This is a genomic window from Sorangium sp. So ce887, assembly GCF_051521455.1.
GTDB lineage: Bacteria > Myxococcota_A > Polyangia > Polyangiales > Polyangiaceae > Sorangium.
The window spans coordinates 5,687,624-5,712,737 of the sequence record NZ_CP150354.1 but is presented as its reverse complement, the minus strand read 5'-3'; the positions used below and the strand labels follow the sequence as shown (position 1 = coordinate 5,712,737).

At 71.0% G+C, this 25,114-nt stretch carries 16 protein-coding genes; 11 read left to right on the top strand and 5 right to left on the bottom strand.

The features are described 5' to 3' along the window. Positions 1-436 precede the first annotated feature (436 nt). The gene (locus WMF36_RS21395; RefSeq protein ID WP_437581468.1) at positions 437-2,851 is read left to right on the top strand and encodes an ATP-binding protein; all 2,415 of its coding nucleotides are present in this window, start codon (positions 437-439) and stop codon (positions 2,849-2,851) included. A gap of 32 nt (positions 2,852-2,883) precedes the next feature. On the opposite strand, the gene WMF36_RS21390 is transcribed toward WMF36_RS21395, so the two are convergent. Continuing rightward, positions 2,884-3,387: a GNAT family N-acetyltransferase gene (locus WMF36_RS21390; protein ID WP_437581467.1), complete on the bottom strand. Its 504-nt coding sequence runs from the start codon at positions 3,385-3,387 to the stop codon at positions 2,884-2,886. Between the two features lie 795 nt (positions 3,388-4,182). On the opposite strand from WMF36_RS21390, the gene WMF36_RS21385 reads away from it, so the two are divergent. Beyond that, positions 4,183-7,005, top strand: coding sequence for an RICIN domain-containing protein (locus WMF36_RS21385; RefSeq protein WP_437581466.1), 2,823 nt, complete (start codon positions 4,183-4,185; stop codon positions 7,003-7,005). Positions 7,006-7,160: 155 nt separating this feature from the next. Here WMF36_RS21385 and WMF36_RS21380 read toward each other — a convergent pair whose 3' ends face one another. Then, positions 7,161-7,886: a DUF4336 domain-containing protein gene (locus WMF36_RS21380; RefSeq protein ID WP_437581465.1), complete on the bottom strand. Its 726-nt coding sequence runs from the start codon at positions 7,884-7,886 to the stop codon at positions 7,161-7,163. Between the two features lie 231 nt (positions 7,887-8,117). Here WMF36_RS21380 and WMF36_RS21375 point away from each other — a divergent pair, with 231 nt between their 5' ends. Then, complete coding sequence (locus tag WMF36_RS21375) at positions 8,118-9,065, top strand: glycosyltransferase family 2 protein (protein ID WP_437581464.1); 948 nt, start codon at positions 8,118-8,120, stop codon at positions 9,063-9,065. Positions 9,066-9,149: 84 nt separating this feature from the next. Here the strand turns inward: WMF36_RS21375 and WMF36_RS21370 are convergent, their stop codons facing one another. Next, complete coding sequence (locus WMF36_RS21370; RefSeq protein ID WP_437581463.1) at positions 9,150-10,088, bottom strand: UDP-glucuronic acid decarboxylase family protein; 939 nt, start codon at positions 10,086-10,088, stop codon at positions 9,150-9,152. 216 nt (positions 10,089-10,304) lie between these two features. Here WMF36_RS21370 and WMF36_RS21365 point away from each other — a divergent pair, with 216 nt between their 5' ends. The 3 genes from WMF36_RS21365 (at position 10,305) to WMF36_RS21355 (ending at position 13,037) form a co-directional block, all read left to right on the top strand. Next, positions 10,305-11,273 (top strand): radical SAM/SPASM domain-containing protein, encoded by a 969-nt coding sequence (locus tag WMF36_RS21365; protein WP_437581462.1) that lies wholly within the window; start codon positions 10,305-10,307, stop codon positions 11,271-11,273. Further along, positions 11,266-12,066: an SDR family NAD(P)-dependent oxidoreductase gene (locus WMF36_RS21360; protein ID WP_437581461.1), complete on the top strand. Its 801-nt coding sequence runs from the start codon at positions 11,266-11,268 to the stop codon at positions 12,064-12,066. Before WMF36_RS21365 ends, WMF36_RS21360 begins: the two co-directional genes overlap by 8 nt. Before the next feature lie 74 nt (positions 12,067-12,140). Continuing rightward, positions 12,141-13,037 carry a sugar transferase gene (locus tag WMF36_RS21355; RefSeq protein WP_437581460.1) on the top strand — a complete coding sequence of 299 codons (897 nt, stop codon included), beginning with the start codon at positions 12,141-12,143 and terminating at the stop codon, positions 13,035-13,037. A 51-nt stretch (positions 13,038-13,088) separates the two neighbouring features. Here the strand turns inward: WMF36_RS21355 and WMF36_RS21350 are convergent, their stop codons facing one another. Continuing rightward, the gene (locus WMF36_RS21350) at positions 13,089-14,291 is read right to left on the bottom strand and encodes an oligosaccharide flippase family protein (RefSeq protein ID WP_437581459.1); all 1,203 of its coding nucleotides are present in this window, start codon (positions 14,289-14,291) and stop codon (positions 13,089-13,091) included. 290 nt (positions 14,292-14,581) lie between these two features. Here WMF36_RS21350 and WMF36_RS21345 point away from each other — a divergent pair, with 290 nt between their 5' ends. From WMF36_RS21345 to WMF36_RS21325, 5 genes are read left to right on the top strand one after another with little or no spacing between them, the layout of a single operon-like run. Then, complete coding sequence (locus WMF36_RS21345) at positions 14,582-16,012, top strand: radical SAM protein (protein ID WP_437581458.1); 1,431 nt, start codon at positions 14,582-14,584, stop codon at positions 16,010-16,012. After that, a complete protein-coding gene (locus tag WMF36_RS21340; RefSeq protein ID WP_437581457.1) occupies positions 16,009-16,794 on the top strand; it encodes a WecB/TagA/CpsF family glycosyltransferase in 786 nt (261 codons plus the stop codon). The genes WMF36_RS21345 and WMF36_RS21340 overlap by 4 nt, the downstream gene beginning before the upstream one ends. Then, entirely contained in the window at positions 16,791-17,957 is a 1,167-nt protein-coding gene (locus WMF36_RS21335; RefSeq protein ID WP_437581456.1) for a DegT/DnrJ/EryC1/StrS family aminotransferase, read from the top strand. The genes WMF36_RS21340 and WMF36_RS21335 overlap by 4 nt, the downstream gene beginning before the upstream one ends. 35 nt (positions 17,958-17,992) lie before the next feature. Beyond that, positions 17,993-18,619: a YdcF family protein gene (locus WMF36_RS21330; protein ID WP_437581455.1), complete on the top strand. Its 627-nt coding sequence runs from the start codon at positions 17,993-17,995 to the stop codon at positions 18,617-18,619. A gap of 2 nt (positions 18,620-18,621) precedes the next feature. Then, the gene (locus WMF36_RS21325) at positions 18,622-18,981 is read left to right on the top strand and encodes a hypothetical protein (RefSeq protein WP_437581454.1); all 360 of its coding nucleotides are present in this window, start codon (positions 18,622-18,624) and stop codon (positions 18,979-18,981) included. A gap of 116 nt (positions 18,982-19,097) precedes the next feature. Here the strand turns inward: WMF36_RS21325 and WMF36_RS21320 are convergent, their stop codons facing one another. After that, entirely contained in the window at positions 19,098-25,103 is a 6,006-nt protein-coding gene (locus tag WMF36_RS21320; protein ID WP_437581452.1) for an AAA family ATPase, read from the bottom strand. Positions 25,104-25,114 lie beyond the last annotated feature (11 nt).

Below are 25,114 nucleotides of genomic sequence, written 5' to 3'. Positions count from 1 at the left end.
TTGTGTCGGGGCCAGCGGGGACGGGACGCGACCCCCGTCATAGCGCACGCGACGGGTCCTCGCATTCTCTTGTTCGACATGGAAAGTCCAGTAGGCCTCGCTCCCTCCTCCGTTCTCACCGCCACCCCGCTCGGCAGGATCACCTCGGCCTTGAGCATCTTTCGGATGAGATCAATGAGCCGTCGGTCCTTGACCCGCAGCGCGATCCTGGCGACCAAGCGGTCGTGGTGGACTCGATCGAAAGAGCTTTCCAGATCGAGATCGACCATCCACTCGTGTCCCTCCTCTAGTGAACTGTTCGATAAGTTTTTCAACATATTCACCGGGGTGGCGTAAGCTTCGGCATGCGAGCAGACGACGCGACGTCGGTCCAGAATCTGCTGCTCGCGCACGCGGCGCGGCCGCTCCTCTATCGCTCGACCGGACTGGGCGCCGGGTGCTCCGCATCCACGTGCTGACGCCGGGCTCGCACCGTGAGCTGAGCTCGGTCAACCTCGCTGTCCCGCTCGCCGACTCCGTTCGTTCACGGCTGCTTGCACGTGTGCTATGGAGCCTCGTGGTTCGGATGCGTCCTGAGGGCGAGAGCATGGAAAGCCCAAAATTCCTGGCGCCTGGTACCCCGGTCGATCTCACCAATTGCGACCGGGAGCCAATCCATATTCCCGGAGCCATCCAGCCCCACGGAGCGTTGTTCGTTCTGCAGGAGCCTGCGCTCGCCGTCACCCAGGTGAGCGCCAACGTGGGCGAATTCTTCGGCATGGACCCGGAGGATGTGCTCGGCGCTCCGCTCGGGAAGGTGCTTGGAGAGCTCGCCGGCGAGCGCGTCCGGCAGGCGCTCGACCGGGAGCACCTGGAGGAGAGCAACCCGCTCGTGCTCGCTGTCTCGGGGCGTCCGTTCGACGGCGTCCTCCATCGGCGGCTCGGAGCGACGATCCTGGAGATCGAGCCTGGAGTCCCCGAGGCGTCGCCGGGCCTGCATCGCCCGCTGCGCGGGGCCATCGGCCGGATCCAGAGAACGACCGGCCTGAAGGAGCTGTTCGAGGTCACCGTGGAGGAGATCCGCGCCCTCACCGGGTTCGAACGGGTCCTGCTCTATCAGTTCGATGAGGAGGGGCACGGTGAGGTGAGAGCCGAGTCGCTCGCGGAGGGCCTCGACCCCTACCTGGGCCTGCGCTACCCGGCGTCGGATATCCCCCGGCAGGCGCGGCAGCTCTATATCTCGAACTGGCTGCGGATCATCCCCGACGCGCGTTATCGGCCGATCCCTATCGTCCCAGCCCTGCGCCCCGACTCCATGGAGCCGCTGGACCTGAGCTTCTCGATCCTGCGGAGCGTCTCGCCCATCCACCTGGAGTACCTGCGCAACTTCGGCGCGCGCGCCTCGATGAGCGTCTCGCTCGTCCGCGGAGAGCAGCTGCTGGGGCTCATTTCCTGCAGCGACCGCTCTACGAGATACGTTCCGTACGAGGTCCGCTCGGCCTGCGAGATGCTCGGCCGCCTCATCTCGCTGCAGGTCGCGGCGCAGGAGGAGCTGGAGATGCGGCAGACGCGAGCTCGGAAGACGGCCATCCGGTCGAGGCTCTTCGACGCGCTCGCCGCCGATCCAGCGGGCGACGTGCTGATCGACCTGGTGAACCGCTCCGACGACCTGCTGGCCATCGTGGGCGCCACGGGGGCGGCCGTGCAGTCCGACGACCGCTGCGCGACCGCCGGCAGCACGCCTCCGGCGGGGGAGATCCGGGAGCTCGTCCGCTGGCTGGAGCAAGGGAGGATGACGGGCGGGCTGTTCTGCTCGTCCTCCCTTCCGCACGCGTTTCCACCGATGGCGCCCTACCGGGATGTCGCGAGCGGGCTCATCGCCATCATGCTGCCTCGCCTCGAGCCGTACTATCTCCTCTGGTTCCGGCCGGAAGCGGTCCAGACGGTGCGCTGGGGCGGCGATCCCAACAAGCCCGTCGAGGTCGAGGAGGGGGCGCCGGGGATGCGCCTGCGCCCGCGCCGATCGTTCGACATCTGGCGGGAGGTGGTCCGCGGCAAGTCCGTCCCCTGGAGCGACGGCGACCGCGAGGCGGCGGCGGATGTCCGGCGCTCGGCGATCGAGGTCGATCTCGGGCGCCAGGTGGCGCGCGAACGCATCGCCGTACGCACGCGGGACGATCTGATCGCCGTGGTCTCGCACGATCTGAAGAACCCGCTGAGCGTCATCCGGATGGCCACGGCGCTCCTGCTGGCGCCGCTCGCGCCCCAGCCCACCGAGCCCGCGCGCCGGACGCTCGGCATCGTCGAGCGCATCCAGCGCTCGGTCGAGAGGATGGAGACGCTGATCCATGACCTGCTGGATCTGGCCAAGATCGAGGCGGGGCGCTTCGTGGTATCGCCGCGGCCCGCCCGCGCATCGGCGTTGCTCGACGAGGTGCTCCTCGTGGTCCTTCCGCTCGCCGAGGCGAAGAGGATCGAGGTGAGCCGCGCTGCACCGGAGAGCCTCTGGATCCTCGCCGATCCGGAGAGGTTCTTCCAGATTTTGTCGAACCTGGTCGGCAACGCCGTGAAGTTCACGCCAGAGGGCGCGACCCTCCACATCGAGGCCAGTCGCACCCATGCTGAAGCGCAGTTTCTGGTGCGAGATTCCGGCCCCGGGATCCCGGCGGCTCAGCAGGCGCGCCTCTTCGATAGATACTGGCAGGCGTCGCGGGGCGCCGGCGGCGGGAGCGGGCTCGGCCTCTACATCGCGAAGGGGCTCGTCGAGGCCCACGGGGGCAAGATCTGGGTCGAGAGCGAGCTCGGCCGAGGCAGCTCGTTCCTGTTCACGATGCCGCTGGCGAACGCAGACGAGGTCGAGCCGCCGCCGTGAGCTCCGGCGCCCGCGGGCCGAGCAGCTGCGCCTCACGTCGGCTCCGCGCCGTCGCGCGGGGTCGGGTGGCTCAGCGGGTCGGCGTAGACCCCCGGGGTGGAGTCGGGGATGAGCGTCGCGCCGACCGTGCGCGCGTAGAACTCGGCAGGCCCGACGCCGCCGATGATGCCGTACGCATAGCCCATCTGCGCGAGGCCGTGCAGGGAGGCGAGGAGCAGCGCCTTGCCGACCCCGTGGCCGCGCTCGCTCTCGGCGACGCCGGTCGGGCCGAAGAAGCCGCGGCGGGTGCACTCGTAGGCGGAGAAGCCGATCACCTCGCCGTCGCGGATCGCGAGATAGATGCTGATGGGCTTGTTCGCGTAGCCGACGCTGATCTCATCGGCCCAGGCCGTCGTGAAGCGCTGCTCGACGAACCGCCGGACGCGCGTGATCTCGTATGGCGCCGCCCGCCGCACGACGACGGAGGCCCGCCGCATGGCCTCGATCACCGGTTCGAGCGGCGGCAGCTTGAGCAGATTGACGAGCATGTCGGACATCGGTCCTCCCGAGCAACAAGAGACAAGAGCTGAGGGCGGCCCGGGATGCGAGCGCGTCCCGGTCGTGCATTTTACCAGGATCCCCGAGCTGCCGGCGCGGCGCTCGGCGGCCTCTGCCGCAGGAATCTGGATCAATCCGCCGAGAGCGCCCAGAGCGCCCGGGGCGCAAGAGCACCAGGGAGCGCCGAAATTTCCTGTCTCGCGGGCGCGATTGGCATCTTGACGCCTGTGCATCAAAATTCTTCTCCTGACGTCCTGGTGCCCCGGCCCCTCGGCCGCTCGTGCCATCCCGTCCAGTCCCCGCGCAAAAGAACCGACTCACCTGGATTCTTGAAGCCGTCGGCGCTCGCGAAGACCTGGTCGCTGGTGGATCCACCCGGGAGTCGCAGCGCGCTCGATTCAAACAAGACTTAACCAGTTCAGTGTCACGGGCGAAGAACCGCCGAGGCTTCGGTTGATGTCGGATATTGCGCCACCAATTATCACCTCACAACTGTCGTTGTTGTGACTCCGGAATAGTCACGTCGGCTCGCAAAACACCTCGAATTGCAGGTTCTTCTTGACCTGCAAGCCGACATGAAACAATAACTACCCTCGTCGCAGTGCCTGACCGAACACGGAACGCGCCCACTCGCTCCGTGCACCTCGCGAGAGAGATTCACCGGACGGTCACCGCGGCAATATCTCGGCAGCCTTAACCTTCACCGCGTGGCGAGCGCGTCCGATCAACGAAGGGCAGCGTCGAGCTGTAGACAGATCGGCTTTTTACTTGGTTACCATAATGAGGAGAATCCTATGAGACTCAGATCCAGGCATGCCTTGCTTGCCGCCGCGACGGGCCTTCTCGCCGTCTCCTGCGTAGGTCTCGCGGAGGACTACGACAGCGAGGAAGGTGGCGAGCTCGACGAGAGCCTCACGATCGATCCGAGCGCGGCGTACACGATAGTCGGCGTGGCCAGCAACAAGTGCGTGGAGATCCGCGGCGCGAGCACATCGAGCTCGGCGGCCGCGCAGATCGCCACCTGCAGCACCGGCAACACGAACCAGCAGTTTCGGGTGGAGTCCGCGGGCAACAACTTCTTCCGGCTGCGCAACGTGAACAGCGGCCTCTGCCTCGGGGTCAACGCAGGGTCGACGTCGAACGGCGCCACCATCGTCCAGTCCAGCTGCGGCAACGCCACGAGCCAGCAATTTTCTATCGCGGACGTCGGCGCCAACCAGCGGCTCACGAACCGCAACAGCAACAAGGTGCTCGACGTAACGGGGCGGTCGACGTCGGACGGCGCCGGCCTCCAGCAGTGGAGCTGGGCCAACGGACAGAACCAGATGTTCTCGATGAGGGCCGTGGCGGGCTCCTCGACCTCGTCGACGACCTCCTCGTCGACGACCTCCTCCTCGTCGACGACCTCCTCCTCCTCGTCGACGACCTCCTCGTCGACCACCGGGACCGGCGCGGGCGGCGCGGGCGGCGCGGGCGGCGCGGGCGGTACGGGCGGCACCGGTGGTACGGGCGGCGCGGGCGGCACCGGTGGTACGGGCGGCGCGGGCGGCACCGGCGGTGCCGGTGGCACGGGCGGCACCGGTGGCACGGGCGGCACCGGTGGTACCGGCGGCGGCGGCACCGGCGGCGATACGGGGGTTTCCCCCGCGTCCGGGTGCGGGCTCGGCTATAGCCAGCTCCCGAACGGCAAGGGCGGCGTCAACGTCGAGGCCGTCTGCATTCCGAGCGAGATGAACTTCAACATGGCCACGTCGCTCGCGGCCTTCAAGACGACGGTCTATCCGCTGCTGACCGCCAACTGCTCGGGCTGCCATAGCTCGACGGGCAAGGCCCAGGCGCCCCTCCACTCCGACGTCGATCCGGCGCTGGCCCACGAGTACGCGCTCACGCGCGTGAACTTCAAGAAGCCGGCGGACTCCAAGTTCGTGGTCCGGATGGGCATCGACCGGCACAACTGCTTCGGCTCGAGCTGCAGGGACGCGAACACGCAGATGCTCGCCGCCGTGCAGGCGTGGACAAACGCCGTCTCGTCGACCCTGCCGGCGACCCCGCGCCCCGTCGCGGCCGGCGAGCAGGTCACCGAGGCCACGGTCAAGTCGTGGATCGCGTCGGACAAGGCCACCGTTCCCGCGGCCGACGCGGAGTTCATCAAGTACGCCTCGCTGCACGAGATCCACAACAAGGGCGTCACGGCGGAGGAGATGAACGTGGCCCGCGTCGGGGTGTCGAAGGCGCTGAACTCGACCGCGCGCTGGGCTCCCACGATCGTGAACCCGGTGGACATCAACGGCAAGGGCATCGTCTACCGCTTCGATACCCGCAACTACTGGGGCTACAACAAGGGCGTCACGAAGCTCCACTTCGGCGGGTCGGACGACGACGTCTTCTTCGGGAGGACCAGCGTCAACTACCTGGGTGAGCCGGTCGGCTCCGATGTCACCTTCAGGGAGAAGTACCGGTACACGTCGGAGGTCCAGAGGGATCCGAGCTTCGCGCGCCTGGTCTGGGGTCGCGTCCTCGCCGGCAACGTGGAAGGCGCCACGGACAGCGCGGTGCTGCCGCCCTACGTCGACGGCTTCAAGACGGATTACATCGAGGCGAGCCAGCTCGTCTACACGCTGACCCGTCCGGACGTCTACAACTCCATCATGGCGATCCCGTGGTACGCCCAGGATCTCGAGAGCGAGCTCGGCGTCATCAAGGACGCGGGGATGAAGTCGTACGAGTACATGCTCACCAAGCAGGCCATCACCGTCGACTCCCGCATGTACTTCAGGGCGAAGACGAGGCGCGGCGGGTACTACTGGAAGACGTGGGACGTCTTCTCCGGGCAGCTGGACGGCGTGAACACGATCGAGCAGGCGTGGGACTCGGGGCAGATCCGGTTCCCCTTCTGGGCGCACCCGATCCCGAAGTTCATCAGCGGGACCGGCGTCGGCGGCACGGCGAATAACTACAGCTTCATCGCGACCCTGGCTCAGCCCCAGGGCACGGAGCCGGCGGGGTGCGACCCGGCGCCGAGCTACGGCGGCAGCGGCTTCGTGAACTGCCGTTACTACACCGGGACCGACGGGCTCCAGCAGTCGGCCGAGGAGGTCATCTGGGATCTGCCGAACGGCCTGCAGGGGTACTCCCTGTGGGGCGGCTTCAACCAGCGCCGCGTCGACGCCTTCGTCAACATCGTGCGTGATCCGCGCATCCTCCGGAACGCCTCGGACGCGGCGATCAACAGCACGCTGGGCTTCGCCGCCCAGGACCGCCGCCTGAACACCGGCAGCTCGTGCATCGGCTGCCACGCGGACGGCATGAACCGTGGCAACAACGATCTGCGCGACTGGCTGGACGCCGGCGGCGAGCGCCTCCCGAAGGGCGAGCACGGGGTCGACGGGTGGATCAACGACCCGGCGGTCGTGGCGCAGGTCAAGGAGCTGTACCCGCCCTCGACCGTGATGCGGTCGCGGATGGAGGACGACCGCCGCGTCTTCCTCGCGGCGATGGCGAAGATGAAGCGGGAGATGATCCTCGGCACGGACAAGAACCTGTACGTGGAGCCGACGATCTGGACCATCGAGTGGGCGCAGAACTTCTACAAGTACGCGCCGACCCGCTCCAACTAGCGCGATGACTGGCTCTGTCTGACGAGCGCCGCCCGGCGGTTCGTCAGACAGAGCCGAGGCCGCGTCGGGTACATCGACCCTCCCGTCGCAGCATCGACCCTCCCCTCAAGAAGAACGCCTGGAGCGCCAAGGGCGCCGAGAGAGCCAGCGCGCTCTCATCTCGCCGGCAGGAGCGGGGTAGCCCCACCGCCGATCCAGGCGAGCGCCCGCTGCGCCCGGTCCTTCGCGTCGCCCTCATCCTTCGCGTCGCCCTCGACGACGTCGCCGTGAGCGACGACGACGCGCTCGAAGTCCCACGCGAGGACGTCGGCGACGCTCCGCGCGGCCGCGGCGCGGTCCCTCATGAGCACGCGCCACACGTGGTCCTGCGCGGTCTTCTTCCACGCGCCGCCGAGCCAGAGAAAGACCTTCATGCCGAAGCTGCGGACCTCGTGCACGTTGAAGAGGAGATCCGTCACGATGAGCGTCCGCGAGCGCGCGTGCAGGAACACGTGCTCCGTGATGTACGGCACGCCCTCCACGAGGCGAACGCCGAGGTCGTCGCCGAGCTCGGGCGCCACGCCGGACCGAGGCAGCGGGGTGAAGCGAAGGCCGGATAGCTTCTTCTCCAGCCCGGGCGCCCCGAGCACGCTCGCGCGCGGCCAGCGCTCGGTCGCGGCCTTCACGAAGAGGTGGTGGAGGCGGCTCGGGGCGACGATGGCGCGCACCTCGCCGAGCGCGTCGATCGCCTGGGCCGCGTCGTCGTCGAACGCGAGCGGCGAATGGATGACGATCCCGCCATCGGCCCGCCTCACGACGGTCGCGCGTGACGGCAGATAGCCGACCGGCAGCCGGAGGTCCCTCTCGTACGCCCACACGTCCTCGGCGATCGCTCGGAGCATCCGCTCATACAAGGCGCGCCCGACCCCGTCGTCAAGGCGGCAAAACGGCCTCGATCCGCTGCCGAGTCGCCCGTTCGTCGTCGTACGCATAGCCCAGCAGGCGGGGCTCGCTCCAGAGAGGGACGACCCCATAGGCGTCATGGCTGATTCGCCGACGCGCCCCGGGAGACGCCGGCGCGGCCCGCGCTTCGCGTGACATCCGAGCCGGCGCGGTGCTATGCGTCGGAGCCGATGTCAGCCAGCGTTTGCCTGCCGGCGTACAACGAAGTCCGCACCATCGAGGCGACCCTCACCGAGCTGTCGCGGCTCGGTCCCGACGTGGACGAGATCCTCGTCTGCCTCAACGGATGCACGGACGGCACCGAGGGCGTCGTCGACGCCTTTCGAGGGCGAGAGCCGCGACTCGCCGTCATCCAGAGCGACCTCGGCAAAAACCACGCGTGGAACGCCCTTGTGACCCGGGCGCGCAACAGCCGCCTCGTGTTCACGGACGCGGACGTGCGCCCGGCCCCGGGCGCCATCTCGGCCCTGCTGCGCGCCCTGGAGCGCTCGCCGCGCGCCGCCGTCGCCGCGGCGTTCGAGCAGCCGCGCGGGGTGCCGCCGGCGCCGCTCGGCACCGTCATCCGCCTGCTCACGACGAGCCTCGGTCAGGACTACATCTCCGGTCGCCTCTACGCCATCGACCGCGACCGCCTGGGCGCGGTGATGGCGAACCGAGGGCTGCTGCGCGAGGGAACGCTCCCTCAGCTGCCCATCGATCTCGTCACCGAGGACTCGTGGCTCACCGCGCTCGTCGCGGGCGACACGCTTGTCGTGGTCCCCGAGGCGCCCATCCATTTCGAGGTCGACAGCATGGCCGACGTGGTCCGCGCGCTGGCGCGCAACGCCGCCGCGAGAGAGCAGCTCCGCTCGAGCTACCCGGAGCTCTATCGGCGTGACGACGCTCGCCTGCTCTCGATGCGGACCGCGCCGCGGATCCTCATGGAACGGTTGAAGTCGGCTCCCGGGCCGGGCGCCGTCGTGCGCGGGCTGGGCGGGATGGCCCTCAGGGCCGTGCTCCACCGCGCGCTCGAACGGCGGATCACGGCGCAATGCGATCGGATCCTGGCGGACGTCCACGCCGGCCGCGGCGGGCGCGTCATGGCCACCTCCGGTCGCCTCCCCTCGAAGGGCGGCTGAGCGCGGAGCGGCCGGAGCGCGGACCCCTCGATAGAGGGTGGCGGGCGAGCGCCTCGACAGGCCTCGCCCGCCCGGGTCGACACGTCAAACGCGCGGGCGGAACCAGTCGATCGTGCGGTCGAGGCCCGACTCGAGATCCACGACCGGACGCCAGCCGATGAGCTCGCTGACCCGGGAAATGTCGGGCCTGCGCCGGTGGGGGTCGTCGACCACGGCGGCGCCCGTCGTCAACTTCGCGCGCCCGCCGGTCTTGCGGATGATGAGCTCGGCGAGCGCCGTCATCGTCGTCTCGGCCGGATTCCCGAGGTTGACGGGCCCGGTCAGGTCCCCGGCGTTCATCACGCGAACCAGCCCCTCGATCAGGTCGCTCACGAAGCAGAACGAGCGCGTGCGATCGCCGCCGCCGTACAGCTCCAGCGCCTCGCCGCGCAGCGCCTTGACCACGAAGTTGGCGATGACCCGGCCGTCGTCCCGGGCCATGTTCGGCCCGTAGGTGTTGAAGATGCGGACGATGACGGTGTCGACGTTCCGGGTCTGGCGGTACTCCCAGAAGTAGGTCTCCGCCACCCGCTTGCTCTCGTCGTAACAGGCCCGCGGCCCGATCGGGTTGACGTTCCCCCAGTACTCCTCGTGCTGAGGGTGGACCAGCGCGTCACCATAGACCTCGGACGTGGAGGCCTGCAGGACGCGGGCTCCCAGCTTCTCCGCGAGCCGGAGGACGTTGATCGCGCCGAAGACGTTCGTGTTGAGCGTGTGCACCGGATCGGCCCGGTACTTCGGCGGTGAGGCCGCGCAGGCCATGTTGTAGATCTGGTCGACCTCGAAATGGAACGGCTCGCTGACGTCGCAGCGATGCCACTGGAACCGCGGGTTGTTGATCAGCGGCGCGAGGTTCTCCTCGCGCCCCGTCACCATGCTGTCGACACAGGTCACAGTGTTGCCCTCGGCCAGCAGCCGAGCGCAGAGGTGCGACCCGAGGAAACCTGCCCCGCCAGTGACCAGGATTCGCTTGCTCGCGCTCATCGCAAAAATGCCTCCTTGACGGCCGCTCGGTGAGAGCTCCGGAACGTCTTGACCCGTCGAACCCTTACCATAGGAAAACGTGTTTATAAAGAGTGGATGACATCCGGGTGCCAGTTCCCTATAGTGCCGGCTGTGCACCGCTCTCCTCGGTACCTGGGCTCACTCGTTCGCGCCAAGCTCGCCCGCGAAGCGCGTCCCGTCTGGGTGGACGTTTCCGTGACCAATCGGTGCCACCTGAGCTGCGAGTACTGCTACGGAGACTACCACCACCGGCGCGACAGCATCGGGCAGTTTAACTATGAGCAGCTGTGCGCCATTGTGGACGATGCGGCGGCGCTAGGGACTGCTGTCATGACGCTCACGGGCGGCGAGCCGATGCTGCACAAGTCGATCGGCCGGATCGTCGAGCGGGCGGTGAGCCGAGGGATCTCGGTGGGGATGGTCACCAGCGGATTCCGCGTCAAGGAGCGCGTGGACGAGCTCGTGCACCTGAGCTCGATCGTCGTGAGCGTCGACGGGCCAGCGCCTATCAACGATCTGAATCGCGGCGAGGGGACCTTCGCCGTTTCGGTGGGGGCGCTGGAGGTATGCCAGGCGCGCGGCATCCCGCGCATCGTGAAGGCGGTGCTGAACCGCCGGAACAAGGATCAGGTGCCCTGGCTCCTCGACCTCGCGACCCGCTTCGACGCGCGGCTCGAGGTCGTGATGAGCTACGCCCCGCAGTCCGACCGTCAGCTGCGCATCCACGGCGACAACTCCCTCGACGCGGGCGAGCGCCAGGTCCTGGCCGACGCCCTGCTCGCCCTCAAGCGCGAGGGGGCGCCCCTGGTCTTCCGCGAGCGCGTCTGGGAGAACATGGCGCGCTGGTGGGAGCACCACGGCGAGGACCGCGTCACCGAGGAGGCGCGGCGGGCGAGCTTCCCGTACCTCCCGTGCAGCGCGGGCCGGTACTATGCGTTCATCGACGGAGATGGACGCATGTACCCGTGCAACCAGCGGCTCTCGGACTTCCCCGCGAAGAACGTGCTGGAGGTCGGCTTCCGGGCCGCGTGGGAGCACCTGCACGATCATGGCTGCTTCGCGTGCGCGGCGCCGTGGCTCAACCAGCAGCACCTCGTGAGCAACGAACAGCTCCTCGTGCGCAGCCTGGGACGAGATCTGCTGGCGCGGGTCGCGCGTGCCTGAGCGCGCCCTCGCCATCGTCGTGCTCGGCGGCTCGCGCGGGATCGGGCGGGCCGTCGTGGCGCGCGCGCTGCAGGAGGGACATCGGGTGTTCGCCGGCGCGCGGGGCGAGGAGGCGCTCCTCGCGCTGCAGCAGCGCTTCGCGTCGGAGCACGCGGGCCGGCGGCTCGGCACGGGCGCGGTGGACGTCGGCGACGACGCCTCCCAGGGCGCCTTCTTCGGCGCGGCGCGCGCTTTCCTGGGCGGGATCGACGTCGTCGTCAACAACGCTGCCCGGGAGGGCTACGGGCGCCTCGACGAGATGGCTCTCGAGGAGGTCGAGTCGATCGTCCGCACCAACCTCGTCGGCGTGCTCCTCGGCTGCCGGCACGCGGTGCAGGCCATGGGGGGCGGGGGAGGGCACATCATCAACGTCGGATCCGAGGTCTCGTTCCGCGCCGTGCCGCTGAAGAGCGTCTATTGCGCCACGAAGTTCGCCGTCCGCGGCCTCAGCGACGCGCTCGAGCTCGAGCTCGCGCCCCGGGGGATCCGGGTCTCCCAGGTGCACCCCGGCTGGGTGGATACGGGCCTGCACGAGGACGAGCGGCGGCGCCGGGGGGCTGTGTCTCGACCGCAGGACGGCGGCGTCCCGGTGGACCGGGTCGCCGAGAGCGTGGCCGCGCTCTGGCGCGCGCCGCACGCCCGCGGGAGCGCCGCGCTGCGGCTCCGCCTCCGCAGCGCGGTGGGAGAGCTCTTCCCGGCGTGGGCGCGGTGGCGAACACGCCGGGCGTTCGGGGAGCAGCTGAGAGAGGGCTGAGACGAGACGGCAGCGCGTCCGGCAGCGCGGGAGCACCGTCGCGACGCCGGACCGGACACCCCCAGGAGGTTTGCTTGAGCTGTGCACCGACGTCTTTCGCTGGCAGTGAGACCGCGTCGCCTCCTCCGCTGGATCCGAGCGCTCCCATCGCCGTCGAGGGCCTCGACGCGATCGGGGAGGTGCTGCGGCGGGCGCGGCGGGCGAGCGGACAGGCGCGGGCCGTCGCGATCGCATCGCGGGACCTCGAGTGGCTCGCGGTGCGCCTCGGCCTCACCGAGCGGACCGCGGAGGGGATCCCGGTGGTCCGGTTCGGCTCGGGCGAGCGGAGCGGCCTCGACGCCACGGCGACCCAGGCCGTCGAGAAGCTCGTGGCCCTGGCGGTGCTGCTCGGGGGCGCGCCGCTGTGGCTGGTGATCGCGCTGCTGATCCGCCTCGAGTCCCCGGGCGGGGCGTTCCACGTCGCCCCGCGCGCAGGGCTGGGCGGGAAGCCGTTCGCTTTCTTCAAGTACCGGACGATGCGGGCGCGGCGACGCGACGGCGAGGACGGGGGCGACGCCGCGCGGCTCTCGGTCATCCGCGGCGACATCCCCGGCTTCGTGCGCGAGGACGGGGTCGTCATCCCCAAGCACCCCAGGGATCCGCGCATCACGCGGCTCGGCGGCGTCCTCCGCTGGCTGTGCGTCGACGAGGTCCCCCAGCTCTTCCACGTCCTCACCGGCGAAATGGCCCTCGTGGGCCCCAGGCCCTATCCGATGGCGGAGTTCGACGCGCTGAAGGCGTGGCACCGGCTTCGCAGCGACGGCCGGCCCGGGATCACCGGCCTGTGGCAGGTCGCGGCGCGCAACCAGGTCACCTTCGACCAGAGCGTCCTCCTCGACATCTATTACCTGGCCAACGCCAGCTTCCGGCTCGACCTGAAGATCATCGCGCTCACGCCGCTGCGCATGCTCTTCGGCGTGGGGAGCTACTGACCCGTGCGCCGGGCGATCGACGAGCGCGGGAGAGGCCCGCTCCGCGGCCGCTCACGGGGCCCCCAGGCGGTCCCGGACGCGCCAGAGGACGAGCACCTCGCCTGCCACAAGGCCGAACGTGACAACGAGCTTCACCAGGGCGGCGCCGGCGGCGCCGTGCGCCGGGATCGCCCACAGGTTGCCGGCCGCGATGAAGAGCACGCTCGTCACCCAGAGGGCGGCGTACGGGCGCTGCTGGCCCGTCGCGAACAGCATCGGGCCGATGGCGAACTCCGGCAGCATCCACACGAGCGCCGTCGTCATGAGCTGCAGCGGCAGCACGGCGCCCGCGTACTCCGCGCCGAACACGAGCCGGACGAGCGGCTCGCCGAGCCACCACACCGCGGCGCTCAGGAGCACGCCTGCGGCCATGAGGCCGAGGAAGGTGGACGCGGCGAGGCGCCTGCGGACGGTCGCCGAGCCGCTGGCGACGAAGGCGGGGAAGACCGCCGCGCGCACGACGCCCGGCAGCACCATGGCGCCGCCGATGACGCGCTGGACGGCGCTCATGTCGCCGACCGCCCCGGCGGTGCTCATCCAGCCCAGCATCAGGAGATCGATCTGGAAGTAGGCGGGGCTGGCGACCATCACCACCGCGAGAGGCCCAGCCTCCCGGAGGAAGCCCCGCGGGAGCATCGCGCCCCCGCCGGACCCCGGCCGGCGCTCGAGGAGCTGGGCGGCGAGGGCCACGGCCAGCGCGAGGGCGAGCAGGTGGCCCGCGACGAGGGCCCACGCGAGGCCGAGCGCGCCCAGACCCGAGAGCAGCGCCGCCGTCCCCAGCCCGAAGGACGCGATCGCCATGGTGATCGCCACGAGCACCTCGCGCTCCATCCGCTGGTGCCCGCGAAACACCTGGTTCAGCATCTCGACGAACGAGGCCATCAGCCACGCGGCGGTCAGCAGCCACACGAGCGCGCGGCGCGGCGAGGCCGCGTCCGCGAGGAGGCCGACCCCGAGCCCGACGCCGCCTGCCGCCAGCGTCACCGCGAGCTTGAGGCGCACGAGCGGGCCGATGGGAGCGCCCGGATCCCGGGCGACCTCCCGCGCGATGAAGAGGTGCAGGCCGAGGTCCGCGAGCTCGCCGAGCAGGAAGCCCACCGCGAAGGCGTAGCTGTAGTCGCCGAAGCCCGCCGGCCCCAGCTGCCGCGCGGCGACCACGGCGAGGAGCATGCGGACGCCGCGCGAGACGAGATCGCTCGCGGTCTTCAGCGCCATGCTGCCGGAGACGCTCCTCCTCGCCGGAGGCGGGGGGTCCTCGCGCGGGGCCGGCGCCGTCACGGGTGGAGGAGCGCCTTCGCCGGGGGTCGTGGCGTGAGCATGGCGCTCCTCTATCGCCCTGATCGCGGAGCAGTTCAACTGCCCGTCAGCGGATCCGGCGAGCGGCGGGGCGCGGCGTGCAACGCCACGTCGCCGCCATCGAGAGACGAACCCCCGAGCCGTGTCGGCGCCTTCGCAGCGCGCGGCGCGCTGCCGCGCGTGAAGGATTGAACCCAGGTGAGGCCCAAGTGAAGACCAGCACGGATGGTAACAATTCGTTGGTGCAGCTCAAGCGCAAGGGGTCGCAGGCCTCGGTGCCGCAGGAGCCCGTGGAGATCGAGCCGCCGGAGGTCCTGCTCGAGCGGGCCCTCGCCCTGGCGGTGCCGGCCGCGCGCCCGGCCGCCGCGCCGCCGTTGCACGCCCAGGGCCGAGCGATCACGCGCCGTGGCGTGCTGTGGCTCGGGCAGACATGCAATCTCCGCTGCCACTTCTGCTACTTCCTCGATCGGATCGAGGACAAGGAGCACCCCGAGCACCCGTTCATGTCGCTGGAGAAGGCGCAGGCCATCTGCCGGACGCTCGTCGATTTCTACGGGAACACAGCGATCGACATCCAGGGCGGCGAGCCGACCATCTGGCGCGACATCCACGCGCTGGTCCGGTACTGCGTCGGGATCGGCCTCTCGCCGACGCTCATCACCAACGCGCTGGTGCTCGACAAGCGCGACAAGGTGCAGCAGTTCAAGGACTCCGGCGTCGCCGACTTCCTTGTCAGCGTCCAGGGGCTCGGGAAGGCGCACGACCTGGCCGTGGGAGCGGACGGCGCGCACGTGCGCCAGATGCGCGCGCTGAACCACCTCATCGCGCTCGGAGTGCCGTTCCGGGTGAACTGCGTGATGTCGAAGCGCGCGGTGCCGCAGCTGCCGGCGGTCGCGAAGCTGGCGGTCGAGGTGGGCGCGCGCGCCGTCAATTTCCTCGCCTTCAACCCGTTCGCCGATCAGCGCAACGCGGGGGTCCGCACCGCCGAGAACGTGCCTCGCTACGCCGAGCTGCGGGAGCCGCTCGACGAGGCCCTGGACGTGCTCGCGCGCGCCGGCGTGGAGGCGAACGTCCGGTACCTGCCCCACTGCGTCGTGTCCGAGCGCCACTGGCCCTCGGTGTACGACTACCAGCAGCTCCCGTACGACCCGCACGAGTGGGATTTCGCGAGCTGGACCTGGACCAACAAGGGACCGCAACGGATGCGGGGCGGTCTCCTGACGCCGCCCGTTCCGCTCGGCGCGCGGCCGCGCCTCGGGCCGCTCCGGCAGCCGCTGCTCCGCCTGGCCGACGCGCTCGACCTCCGGGGGCGGCTGCTCCGCGCCGACGTGAGCTCGCGGCTCGGCCCCTCGCTGAGGAAGCTGGAAGGGCTCTCCTACCGGCTCTTCCGCCGCCGCGGGGATCAGGACGCCGCCTACCGCGGCGACGCGCTGAACCGCGTCGAGCACAACGGCTACGAGAAGGGCGCCGGATGCCGGAGCTGCGCGCTCCGTGACATCTGCGACGGGTTCCACGGGGACTACGTCGCGATGTTCGGTAGCGACGAGGCGCGGCCCGTCCTCGATCGCGGGCCGGTCACCGATCCGCGCGCGTTCATCAGCACCCAGGCCAAGGTGGCGCCGGCCGGAGGTGCTGCATGATCGCGGACCCGCCCGCGGCGCCGCGGGTCGACGTGCTCGGCGTCCCCGTCGCACGGCTCACGTTCGAGCAGCTGCTGCTCGACCTGGACGACGCCTTGCTCAGGTCGTCGAAGGCCGGCGGCAGGCCGGCGTACTACACCTATGTCAACGCGTACTGCGCCACGCTGGCGGAGCGCGAGGCGCCGTACCGCGCCGCGGTCGGCCGCGCCGACGTCGTGTACGCCGACGGCATCGGGGTGGTCTGGGCGGCTCGCCTGCTGGGCGGCCCGTGTCCGGAGCGCATCAACGTGGGTCCGATCGAGCTGGGGAGGATCGTGGACCTGTGCGCCGAGCGCGGAGCCTCGGTCTTCCTGCTCGGAGGGGCGCCCGGGATCGCCGACGAGGTCGCTCGCCGCCTCGTCGCGCAGCGTCCGGGCCTCCGGATCGCGGGGGTTCACCACGGGTACTTCGGCCCCGAGGAGGAGGCGGCGGTGGTCCGGACGATCAACGACTCGGGCGCGGCCTTGCTCATCGTCGGCCTCGGCCCGCCCAAGCAGGAGCTATGGGTGGACCGGCACCTCGCGGCGCTGCAGGTGCACGCCGCGTGGTGCATGGGTGGGCTGCTGGATCAGGTGGCCGGGGCCGTGACCTACCCGCCCGAGTGGGTGCGTCGACATCACGTCCAGTGGCTTTACCGCCTTGTGGTCGAGCCGAGGCGGCTCTGGCGGCGGTACCTGCTCGGCATCCCCGAGTTCATCGGCCGCGTTGCGCTGCAGCGCCTTTCTCTGGAGAGACAAGCATGAGCGACCCGCGACCCTTGATCCCCATGGTCCTGCCGCAGGTGGACGAGCCGGACGCGATCGCGGCGCAGCTCGCCGAGGTCCTGCGCTCGGGGCGGCTGAGCAACGGCGGCCCGTACGCGGAGGGCTTCGAGCGGGCGATCGCGACGTTCCTCGGCGTCGAGGAGGCCGTGGTCGTCTCGAACGGCGCCGTCGCGATCAGCCTCGCCATCGAGGCCGCGGCGGTGCGGCGGGGCAAGGCGATCCTCCCCGCCTTCACGTTCATCGCGACGCTCAACGCCGCGGTCCATGCGGGCTTCGAGCCGATCTTCTGCGACATCGATCCGGAGACCTGGACGCTGGATCCGGAGCACCTGCGCGGCCTGCTCGCCAAGCACGACGTGACGCTGGTCCTCCCGGTCAACGTGTTCGGCGTCCCGCCCGATCTGGCCGGCATCGCGCGGCAGGCGCGGGCCGCGGGGGCGGCCGTCATCTACGACAACGCGCACGGCATGGGCACCGAGACGGCGAGCCGGGAGGCCGAGGCGCTCCTCACCGCGACGACCTACTCGCTGCACGCCACGAAGATCCTCGTGGCCGCGGAGGGCGGCGTGGTCGTCTCCCCGGATCGGGAGGTGAGCGCGGCGATGCGCCGGCTGCGCAACCACGGGCTCACGCAGCCGCTGCGGGCGTCGGTCCCGGGGATGAACGCCAAGATCGACGAGCTGCGCGCCGCGCTGGCGCTGGCGTCGCTCCGCCGGCTCCCCGAGGCGCTGGCCCGCCGGCGGGCGTATCTCGAGCGGCTGCGCGCGGCCCTGTCCGGGCATCCGCAGGTGTACCGCACCCAGCGCATTCCGCCGGGCGTGATCCTCAATGGACAGAACCTCGGGGTCCGGCTTGTCGACGTCCCGATCGACGACGCGGTCGCCGCGTTCGCCCGGCGCGGCGTCGAGGCGCGCCGGTACTTCTACCCGCCCTTGCACGAGCTGACCTGCGCCCCGGCGGGCGACGCCCTGCCGAACACGGACCGGCTCTGCGCGGGCCAGGTCTGCCTGCCCCTGCACAGCCACATGAGCGAGGAGACGCTCGAGCGCATCGAGGCCGCCATCCACGGCGTCGCGGAGGAGCTGGAGGCGCCGCGGCTCGCCGTGCGTCCTTCGCGGCCAGCGCTCCTGGCCGCGACGTAGGGCACGACGCGGGGACCGGTTCCAGGATCAGCGTCATGCGCATGGGAGCAGCGTGGGACCGCCTGAGCACGGCGGCCGGCGGGGTCGGGCTGGCGGTCTTCGCCGTCGCCGCGTTCACCCCGGCCGCCGCGCCGCTCGATCGCTGGATGGCGTCGGCGCCCGACGCCGGGCAGGCCGACGCCGTGGTCGTCCTCGGAGCGGACGTCGATCCGCACGGGCGGCTGCCGGAGGATTCGCTCCGGCGCGCCGTCGAGGCGGTCGCGCTGTACCATCAGGGGCGCGCGCCGCTCGTGCTGATGCTCGGCAGCCGCAACGGGGCGGCCAGCGAGGCCGAGTCGCGCGCCCGCCTCGCGCAGGGCCTCGGCGTCCCCGCGTCGGCCCTCCTCACGGAGCCGCGGGGGCTGACGACGGCGGTGGAGGCGCAGCGCAGCGCGGAGCTCCTGCTGGGAAGGGGCGCGAGGAGGATCCTGCTCGTCACCGGCGAGCACCGCGTCTGGCGGGCCCGCCGGCTCTTCGAGCGCGCGGGCTTCGAGGTCCTCGCCGCGCCGGTGCGCGAGGGGGCGCCGACCTCGAACCTCCCGGGCGAGCGCCTCTCGACGATCGGCGGGCTGCTCCAGGAGCTCGCGGCGCGCGCTCTCTCCTGGCTCCGGGGGGACGTGTAGCTATGTCGGACTCGCTCTACATCCTGGGCGTCGTCGCGGCCACGTCGTGCGCGGCCTACGCGGTGGGGCGCCGCCGAGGGATGCGCGCCGGGCTCCTCCCGCCCGCGGTCCGGCGGGGGATCCGGCTCGTGGGCGTGTGCCTCCTGTTCTGGGGCGGCAACGTCGCGGTCGGGGTGGGGGTGGCGCTGCTCGTGCGCGGCCTCGGGCTGGGGTTCATCTGGCTCTACGTCAACACCGACGTGTCCGTCCTGGTCCTCTCCGTGGTCCAGGCGCTGATCTTCGAGGCGTGGCGCACCCAGCACGACCTCGAGCGGGGGCGGCCGACCGCCGGAGGCGGTCCGGGAGGGGGCGGGGAGAGTTGAAACTCAACCCGGAGGTCGCAAGCGACCGTTGCATTGAATAATTCTTTCAATGCTGTAGCGGCTGCGCACCCTCCGCCGCTCCTCGCCGGATGCCCCGGACCCGTTCGTCGTTCTACCTACATCGATGCCCGCGGATCCGCGGGGCCCTCGGCGCCGACCGCGCCGCCTGGGCCGTACGCATCGAGAAACTCCCGCAGCTTCCGGGTCTGGTAGCCACGCGCGAGCGTCACGAGCTGATCGAGCCAGGGCCTGAGGTGCGGATCGCGCTGCCTCATCCGCTCCGCCTCGTCCAGGATCTTGTGGACGAGCCCCCTGTTCGCGAGCGCCGACAGCAGGGCCAGCTCCTCGGCCGGAGGCGACGCGAGGGGGCCGCCGTCCGTGGGGACCTCTGCCGGTGAATCCCGAGCGGGGGCCTCTTCGCGGTGGAGCCACTCGACCCCCAGCAGGCGCGATATCCGATCCAGGAGCGCGCTCGCCTGGAGGGGCTTGGGCAGGAAGTCATCGCAGCCGGCACGGGCGCACTTCTGCCGCTCGGCCTCGGAGACGCTCGCCGACGAGGCCAGGATGACGGTCCGCCGGAGAGCGGGCACGAGCCTGAGGCGGCGCGCGGCCTCGTAGCCATCCATGCCCCGCATGTACAGGTCCATCAGGACGAGCGCCGGCGCGTGCAGGGCGGCCACGCGCAGCGCCGCTTCGCCGCCGTCCGCCTCGCACAGGTCGAAGCCGAGCGGGCCCAGGAGCCCGCGCGCCACGGCGCGATTGTCGGCGTTGTCGTCCACGATGAGGATCGTGCGGCGCTCCCCGCGATAGCCGACGATCGTGTCCCAACCCCTGGCCTCGTCTGGGCTCGTCGCCGGCTGCACCTCGGCGAGCGGGAGCGTCACGGTGAAGACGCTGCCCACGCCGATCTCGCTCTGCACCTCGACCGCTCCACCCATCTGCTCCACGAGCTTCTTCGTGATGGCGAGGCCAAGCCCCGTGCCCTCGCTCCTCGCGCTCTGCTCCCCCACCTGCTCGAACGGCTCGAAGATGCGCGACAGGTGCTCCGAGGCGATGCCAGGCCCCGTATCCTCGACGCGGAAACGCACCATCCGGCCCGCAGGGACGCTCTCCTCCAGCGCCTCGACATGGAAGGATACGGCGCCTCGCTCGGTGAACTTGATGGCATTGCCGAGGAGGTTCAAGAGCACCTGCATCAGCCGCTTCTCGTCGGCATGGACGGCCCGGAGCGCGGGGCCGCGCAGCTCGTGGGTGAACGCGATCCCCTTCGCCTGGGCGCGCACCCGGCACACGTCGACAACCATCCGCGCGAGGGCGGGCAACCGGACCTCCGTCAGGACGGAGTCCAGCTTGCCCGCCTCGATCTTGGCGAGGTGCAGCAGGTCATTGATGAGCGAGAGCAGATGCTCGCCCGACTTCTGGATGACGTGCAGCCCTTCCCGCCACGCCGGCGCGATATCAGGCGTTCGCTCCAGGATCTGAGCATAACCGATGATCCCGTTGAGCGGAGTGCGCAGCTCGTGGCTCATGCTGGAGAGAAAGTCGCTCTTGGCCTGGCTGGCGCGCTCCGCCGCCTCCTTGGCGACGCAAAGCTCGATGGTGCGCTCCTTGACCTTGGCCTCCAGGTCCCGGTACAGGAGGGCGTTTTCCACGGCGATGGCGGCCTGCGCGGCGAGCACCGACAGGAGCTCTACCCGCCTCTCGGGGAACGCCGCAGGCGCCTCGCGGTGCTCGAGGTACAGCACGCCGAGGAGGCGCCCTCGATGCACCAGGGGAAGCGAGAGGAGCGAGAGGACGGGGTGCGAGGCCAGGTACGGATCGGCCGCGAAGCGGGCGTCGGCCCTGGCGTCGTCCGCCACGACCGGCTCGCTCGTGCGCGCCACGTAGCGCACGACCGTCCTCGCCACCTCGTCGCTCTGCGCGAGCGGCTCGGACAGGCCCGTCTCGATGCGGGCCCCCTCGACCGAGAGCCGCGCCACGATCGAGAGCTCTTCTCCTTCGACAAGCAGGAGGACGCCGCGCTGCGCCCCGGCGCTCTCCAGCACGAGCTCCATCAGCCGGCCGATGACGCGCTCCGGATCGAGCTCGCTCGACAGCGCCTGCGCCGCGCGCACCGCGGTGTTCACATCGAGCTGCGCGCCGCCGTCGACGCCCGTGGTGGTCAGCGTGGGGACGCCCGCCGCGAGGCGGCGCTCGGCGCTCGCGGGCGTCGCGGGCTGGGCAGGCGCGCGGAGCAGGGCGGGCCACCTCGCCTCCAGGTGGGCCACCACCGCGTGCGCGTCCCAGCGGACATAGGCGTCCCTCGCCTCGCGCAGGTACAGCGCGGCGATACGGCTCCTGCCCGCCTCGAGGTGGAACTCGGCGCAGAGCTGAGCGGCGAGGCCCTCGATGTGCAAGAAGCGCTGCCCGCGGGCCAGCTCGATGGCCTCGTCGTACCTGGCCATGGCCTCGTCGGTCCTGCCTTGCACGCGGGCGTGCTCGGCCTGGAGGAGGCGCAGCTTGTGCAGGAAGTTGTCCGGGCTCCCCTCGGCGAAATACGAGAGCCGCGCGAGGCCTTGCTCGATGTGCTCGCCGAGCCTGGCCCGCTCCTCCGTGTCCGTGGTCCCCGGCCAGCACCTCGCGGCCGCGAGCGCGAGCCAGAGCGGTACGTCCGTCACCGGGGGAAAGCCGAAGATGGACATGCGGTGCTGCTCGGCCTCCCGAGCCCGCGAGAGCGCCATCGGGTACGCGCCGGCGACGAGGAACAGGTGGGCCTCGAGGATGCGCGCCAGCTCGGCGGCCATCCCATCGCCGTCGGCCAGCAGGGAGCGCGACCCGCGTGAGAAGGGCTGCTCCGAGAGGAGCTGCCCCGCGCCGCCCGCCGTCATCAAGCGGTCGCACCACGAGGCGGCCGCCTCGAAGTAGTGGGCCCCGAGCGCGGTCCCCGCGCGCTGCACGAGCCCTGCGCGAGCCGCCCGGTGCGCCTCGATCTGTCCGAGCGGCTGGCCACGCCACACCCGGTAATAGAACAGGTCGCCTTCCAGCCCCCAGCTCGTCCCCTGGAACGAGCCGACCTTCAGCCCGGTCGCGCAGGTTCGCTCGAAGATGGGCGCCATCTCATCCGCGGGGCGGGCGTAGGCCGTGTACTGCCCCTGGAAGGACAGACACTCTGCCAGGAAGGGCGACGCGACGCGCTCGGCCGCGCGCACCCCCGGTCCGACCCAGTCCGCGGCGCGGCGATATAGCCCCGTGGTCAACGACCACACGTTCGCGAAGCAGACGATGATGAAGGGAGAGACCGGCGTGAGCACGCCCTGTCGCCGCACCCTCAGCACGGCGCGGACGACCACGAGCCCGGACAGGATCGGCTGACCGCCGATCGCGGCGCACACCATCAGGTGCATCGTCAGCGCATCGACGAGCACGCGCTCCGGGGAGGGATCGGCGGGCATCCGGTCGAACGCGTCAGGGTCGCGCTCGAACCATCGATCCAGCTCGGCGGACTCCTCGAGGAGCGCGGCGTGGCGCGCCTCGTCCGTGTCGGGAAAGACGATGTCCTGCTCGGCGAGCGCGGCGAGCCCCAGCTCGACCCCTCGCGCGAACTGGCCTGCCGCCTGGGAGCAGCGGACGCGGATCTCCTGCACCGAGAGCCTGGCGAGCGCCGGCAGCGGCGTCGCGAGCAGCCGCACCGCCCGCGCCTCGACGTCGTCGAACTCCCGCATCAGAAAGGCCGCCTCGATCCGCTCCAGCGCGAGCTGCGCGGACAGCGCCGGGTCCTTGCGAGAGGCGTCGTCGCCGAGCAAGGCCTGCGCGGTCTCGGTGAGGCTCGCCAGGAGCCGGTGCGAGCTCGCCGCCTTCGCGGCGAGCGCGGCCTCGAGGTTCAGCCGCGCCAGCGCCTCGCGCTCGTCCGCGGAGTCCATCCGCGACGAGCCGAGGTTCAGGTGCCGCACCAGCTCGAGGAGCTGCTGCGGTGTGCCCGCCTGCGTCCGGTGCCGCGCCCAGAGCCGCCGGCCGATCTCCAGGTGCGCCAGGACGCGCTGCTCGGGCGGGGCCCGCTCGTAGCTCGCCTGTTGCACGCGGTCGTGCAAGAAGCGGTATTCCGCGTCCAGCGCCCCTTCGCCGACCTGTCCCAGCGCCTGCGCGGGCCGGTAGGCCCCATCGGCGGGCACCAGGAGCTCCTCCTGCAGGGCGGGCCACAGCGCCCCGGTCACCCGGGCGCGCTCCCATCCGCTGAGCCGCTCCAGGTCGTGGAGGTGGAACGTGTGCCCCGCGCACGCCGCGAGCCCCAGGAGCTGCTGGGTCGCCTCGGGCATCTCGAGCACCTTGTCCGTCAAAAGGGCCACGACGTTGTCCGTGACCTGCGCCTGCGCGAGCTCCCTCGGGTCCCAGCCCCACGCGCCGCTCTCCGGGTCCCGGACCACCTTGCCCTGCCGGTGCAAGGAGAGCAGCAGCTGCTCCATGAAGAACGGGTTTCCTCGCGTCTTTTGCCACAGGACCCGCGAGAGCGGCTCCACCCGCGCCGCCTCGCTGCTCAGCGTCTGCGCCACCCACGCCTGCACGTGCTCTTCCGACAGGGGGCGCACCGACATCCTCGACACCTTCGCCCCGCTCTCGTCCACCGACGCCACGAGCCGCCACAGCGGATGCTCCGGCGGCGCCTCGTTGTCGCGGTACGCCGCGATCACCAGGAGCTCTCTGCGCTCCGCGTCGGTCAGCAGCGTCTTCAGGATCTCCAGCGTGGCGCTGTCGGCCCACTGCATGTCGTCGAGGAACATCACGAGCGGCGCGTTCGGCGTCGTGACCGCCCGCACGAAGCTCAGCCAGGTCAGCCGCTGGCGGGCGAGCACCTGCTCGCCGTGCACCGGCGGCACCGGCGCGAGCTCGCCCATGATCCGGTCGAGCTCCGGCACCACGTCGGCGATGAGCCGCGCGTTGTCCCCGACGTCCGTCTTGATTCGCTCCTGCCATGCCGTGAGCGCCGGCTTCGGGCTCGCCAGCCACTGCTGCATCAGCGCGCCGAATGCCTGAGCCATGGCCGCGTAGGGCGTCGACCGCGCGAGCTGGTCGTGCTTGCCCGAGATCAAGAGACCGCGCCCTGCTCGCGCGATGTCCCGGTAGACGGTGCGCACCAGCGCCGTCTTGCCGATGCCGGACGGGCCGCCGAGGAGCACGAGCTCCACCGCGCCCTCGGCGGCGCGGGCGAAGGAGGCGCTCAGCAGATCGCGCTCGCGCTCGCGCCCGACGAGGACGTCCGGCAGCCGTAGCTTGCGCGAGAAGTCCTTGGTCCCGAGCGGGAAGCGCTCCACCGTGCCGCGCTCGCGCCACGCGCGGAGCGCTTGCTCCAGGTCCTCCGCCGCCCCCCTGGCCGTCTGATACCGCCGGTCAGGGTTCTTCGCCAGGAGCCTGGACGCGATCGCCGCGAGCCCCGGAGGCACCCCCGGGGCGACCTCGTCGAGGCAGGGGGGCTCTCGGGCCAGGTGCGCGTGCACGAGCGAGAGCGGGTCGCGCTCGGTGAACGGCAGCCGCCCTGACAGCGCCTCGAAGAGCGTCACGCCGAGCGAGTAGAGGTCGGTGCGCGCGTCGATCGCCCGCGCGGTGCGGCCCGTCTGCTCCGGTGACATGTACGCCAGGGTCCCCTCGAGCCCCTCGGGGATGCTCGCCGCCGTCGCCTCCAGCGGAAGCGACGAGGCGATGCCGAAGTCGAGCAGCTTGACCTGCGTATACGCCGCATCGACGAGCACGTTCTGCGGCTTGATATCCTTGTGCGTCACGCCCGCCGCGTGCACGGCCTCGAGCACCCGCGCGAGGAGCGCACCCAGCCTCAGCCCCGCTTCCACCGGCAGGCGCCCGCGCTCGGCGAGCAGGCGATCCAGCGACCGGAGGCCCGGGTCCTCGAGCGCCAGCCCGACCGTGCCGTCCTGCTGCACGAGCTCCCGCGCCCGCGCTATCCCTGGCACCGCCCCGAGCTGCGTCAGGATCTGGTGCTCATGCAGGATGCGCCCCGTCACGCGCGAGCTCGGCGCGGCCGCCGCGGGGAGCTTGAGCACCACCCTGTCGCCCGAGGGACGATGGACCGCGCGGCACACGCGGGTCTCGGCCCCTTCGTGCATCACCTCCCCCACAGCGTAGTCTCTCAGGTCCATCCCGGTTAAGC

What these genes read in the sequence shown, in the direction of transcription:
- WMF36_RS21325 (WP_437581454.1), top strand. Translation starts at nt 18,622, where the DNA reads ATGTCGGACTCGCTCTACATCCTGGGCGTCGTCGCGGCCACGTCGTGC.
- WMF36_RS21335 (WP_437581456.1), top strand. Translation starts at nt 16,791, where the DNA reads ATGAGCGACCCGCGACCCTTGATCCCCATGGTCCTGCCGCAGGTGGAC.
- WMF36_RS21390 (WP_437581467.1), bottom strand. Translation starts at nt 3,387, where the DNA reads ATGTCCGACATGCTCGTCAATCTGCTCAAGCTGCCGCCGCTCGAACCG.
- WMF36_RS21320 (WP_437581452.1), bottom strand. Translation starts at nt 25,103, where the DNA reads ATGGACCTGAGAGACTACGCTGTGGGGGAGGTGATGCACGAAGGGGCC.
- WMF36_RS21375 (WP_437581464.1), top strand. Translation starts at nt 8,118, where the DNA reads ATGTCAGCCAGCGTTTGCCTGCCGGCGTACAACGAAGTCCGCACCATC.
- WMF36_RS21380 (WP_437581465.1), bottom strand. Translation starts at nt 7,886, where the DNA reads ATGCTCCGAGCGATCGCCGAGGACGTGTGGGCGTACGAGAGGGACCTC.
- WMF36_RS21370 (WP_437581463.1), bottom strand. Translation starts at nt 10,088, where the DNA reads ATGAGCGCGAGCAAGCGAATCCTGGTCACTGGCGGGGCAGGTTTCCTC.
- WMF36_RS21340 (WP_437581457.1), top strand. Translation starts at nt 16,009, where the DNA reads ATGATCGCGGACCCGCCCGCGGCGCCGCGGGTCGACGTGCTCGGCGTC.
- WMF36_RS21330 (WP_437581455.1), top strand. Translation starts at nt 17,993, where the DNA reads ATGCGCATGGGAGCAGCGTGGGACCGCCTGAGCACGGCGGCCGGCGGG.
- WMF36_RS21385 (WP_437581466.1), top strand. Translation starts at nt 4,183, where the DNA reads ATGAGACTCAGATCCAGGCATGCCTTGCTTGCCGCCGCGACGGGCCTT.
- WMF36_RS21350 (WP_437581459.1), bottom strand. Translation starts at nt 14,291, where the DNA reads ATGGCGCTGAAGACCGCGAGCGATCTCGTCTCGCGCGGCGTCCGCATG.